Origin of the sequence: Acinetobacter sp. YH12201 (genome assembly GCF_013418145.1) — a bacterium.
Lineage (GTDB): Bacteria > Pseudomonadota > Gammaproteobacteria > Pseudomonadales > Moraxellaceae > Acinetobacter.
Genome location: NZ_VPCP01000155.1, coordinates 1 through 2,664 on the forward strand (window position 1 = coordinate 1; position 2,664 = coordinate 2,664).

Consider the following 2,664-nt stretch of genomic DNA (forward strand, 5'->3'; position numbering starts at 1 on the left):
CGCGACTCATGAGTGCTCGGTTATATGCGGGCCAATTGGTTGTGCGGTAGATTTTGTGTGTAGGCTTCTTCATTTGAAAATTATATCGCTGAAAAAGCCTTTACAGATAGGTTTGTGCAACAAAGCCCATTTCCAGCAACATCTGGCTCCATTGCTTAAAACTCAGGATGTACAAGAAGGTGTCATGGCCATGCTGCAACGCCGCGCCCCTGAATTTAAAGGCCGATAATTAAATAACCCTAGTTACGGATAAGCTAAATTTCTAACGACATGAATTTTTGGCTTATTCTTCTGACAGAGTTGATAAGCACATAAAGATGAAAATATGCCTGCTAGAAAACCGGAAATAGTCCGATGTTTACTGCTTACTAAATGGTATTTTTCTTTCAATAAGCCAATTAACGTTTCAATTTTTTTCGCTGTCTCAAGTGGTATTCATCAGAAAAAGGCAATAGACTTACTCGCATATTCTTTCTAGGATAAGTAATTAAATCAATATCTTGCTCTAATAATTTAGTTTTTATTGATTTTCCAATATAACCTCTATCTCCATAAACAGTTGCCAATAAGTTGCGTTCGGTCAGATGGCGTTCAAAAAATATCTGGCAGACATCATCAAACAGCTGTTGTTCATATTCTTCCACCTCATCTACCCGCGCTTGTGCTGTGGATAAGGGCTGTGCCGAGGTCGCATCGGGTTTGATTAAATCGGCGAGCTGCTTAATTCTAAATTGCTGTAAATGTTGATTGATCTGAATTTTTAAAAATATTTTCCAAAGGACAATCAGTCCAATGCAAACACATAGCCCCAAGAGTATTTTCACCATAGCGTCACTCTCATGAATAAATAATTATTATTTTTATATTATATAAACAATTTGAATAAAAATTATACGATTTTTAAAATTTTATGTTATAAAAAAGAATGCCAAGGAATTTTACTCATGTTCCCTATTTATTCATCTGCTCAATATACGCTTGTCACTTGCCTCGCTTGGGATCTTCAGGTCAACCAGGCCAGTTCACGACGTGTGGAGTTTTTACATGAGGTGCCTTGGAAACTGTACCCTGATGATGATTTAGAATAAATCACTAACCAAAAAATACCCCAAGGTCGCCTCAATAGCGGCCTTTTTTATTGCCTGAAAACAAGGAAAAAGCTGATGAATCATCCGATCAATAAAAATGGATTCCCCACACCACTGTCCAAACCGGTTGTAGCCCCTTTTAGCCCAAACTCACGCTTTGCTACAGCCGGTCAATTTATTACTGTTGTGCTGATTTGGTCACTCACTCCGCTTTCAGCCGTCTGGACAGTGCATGAAATTCATTGGGCGTGGGGTTTATTTATCCGATTTAGCTTGGCCATACCGATTGCACTAGCCTGTCAGGCCTACTTCAAGGTCAAAGTACCGATGCACCCGCAAGCTTTGCTCAGCTATGCCGCGGGTGCTCTCGGCCTGTTTGCCTCCATGGCCTTCTGCTATATAGGTGCATCCAGAGTACCTTCAACGGTGATTTCAATCATTTATGGTAGTGCTCCCTTTGTCTCGGGTTTAGTGGCCATTTATATTTTTCGCAGTGAAAAGTTTAGTGCCTATCAATGGCTGGGCTTGCTATTGGGTATGTTGGGCTTATATTTCGCACTGGGCTTAAACGAGCAAAACCTGTTATTAGATAGATTTGGCATTGGTTTGGAAATCGTGGCCATGCTTTTGTATGTACTTTCTGCATTTGCTGTGCGTGCGGTTGCTGCAAATATCCATCCGGTCAGTCAGATGACCGGTGCTACGATTGTGTCATGGCTGGGTTATTGTAGCTTGCTGCCCTTTTTCTCCTCCGACATGCCAGATGAGCTGCCGTCGTTAGATACCGCTATCGCAATTGTCTATAGCGCAGTATTTTCATCTGTACTGGCAATGATTTTTTATTATCAGCTGCTGAACAAAGTCAAGCCCACTACACTGATGATGATGAACATCATTTGCCCCGTACTGGCCACGCTGTGGAGCACATGGCTTAATCATGAACTGCTCAGCTCACATTTCATCCTGGGGCTGCTGTTACTGTGTATGGGTTTAGCCTGCTATGCGTTGCGCGTACCGGGCAAATAGCCGATAAAATAAAATAGAAAAATCCCGGGCTGGATGCCAACCCGGGATTTTCTTGGTTCTGGATACAGATAAAAATCTGTTATTCAATATGAATGATTTTGCCGTGTTCATCATGATGAACCACGCTGACCTTTTGCTGGCGTCCCTGTTCGATTTCTTCCACAGCCAAACCAAAATGCTGTCCATAATCGGCAATATTTTTGGCAGAGCTTGTCTTTACTGTTTTTGCAGGAACAAAATTTGCCCATAGCAGCAAGCCCACAGCACAGGCCAATAATGCACTCACGCCATGTTCAATGCCCAAACCAAAGGCAGAAAAAAGCTGATGCAACACATGCTGTTTTTGTAGGCTCACAATCCCCAGCACAATCAACAACGGTCGCCATAACAACAGCCATACCGCCCACATCATGGCGGTAGAGGTATAGCCAAATACTCAAAAATATAGAACAATAGAAGCATGGGATATTCAAAAGATTTTAAAGACAAAGTCATAGAAATTATGGCTAGAGATAAAATGTCTGTGCGAAAAGCAGCACAGCATTTTAAC

The 2,664-nt window shown here is 41.7% G+C and carries 2 protein-coding genes and 3 pseudogenes; 3 read left to right on the forward strand and 2 right to left on the reverse strand.

The window, feature by feature from the left end:
- Positions 1-133 precede the first annotated feature (133 nt).
- Positions 134-229, forward strand: a pseudogene (locus tag FTU91_RS16090) (enoyl-CoA hydratase); the annotation flags it as partial.
- Between the two features lie 14 nt (positions 230-243).
- Here the strand turns inward: FTU91_RS16090 and FTU91_RS16095 are convergent.
- A pseudogene (locus tag FTU91_RS16095) lies at positions 244-569 on the reverse strand (transposase); the annotation flags it as partial.
- Positions 570-944: 375 nt separating this feature from the next.
- Here FTU91_RS16095 and FTU91_RS16100 point away from each other — a divergent pair.
- Together FTU91_RS16100 and FTU91_RS16105 are read left to right on the forward strand one after the other, a co-directional pair.
- Positions 945-1,088 (forward strand): hypothetical protein, encoded by a 144-nt coding sequence (locus FTU91_RS16100; protein ID WP_180082835.1) that lies wholly within the window; start codon positions 945-947, stop codon positions 1,086-1,088.
- Positions 1,089-1,163: 75 nt separating this feature from the next.
- A complete protein-coding gene (locus FTU91_RS16105; protein ID WP_180082836.1) occupies positions 1,164-2,114 on the forward strand; it encodes a DMT family transporter in 951 nt (316 codons plus the stop codon).
- Positions 2,115-2,193: 79 nt separating this feature from the next.
- On the opposite strand, the pseudogene pgaD reads toward FTU91_RS16105, so the two are convergent.
- Positions 2,194-2,538 (reverse strand): annotated as a pseudogene (pgaD, locus tag FTU91_RS16110) (poly-beta-1,6-N-acetyl-D-glucosamine biosynthesis protein PgaD); the annotation flags it as partial.
- Positions 2,539-2,664: the final 126 nt, after the last annotated feature.

Bases quoted from the DNA above. Each gene is read 5' to 3' on its own strand.
- FTU91_RS16100 (WP_180082835.1), top strand. From the start codon at position 945: ATGTTCCCTATTTATTCATCTGCTCAATATACGCTTGTCACTTGCCTC.
- FTU91_RS16105 (WP_180082836.1), top strand. From the start codon at position 1,164: ATGAATCATCCGATCAATAAAAATGGATTCCCCACACCACTGTCCAAA.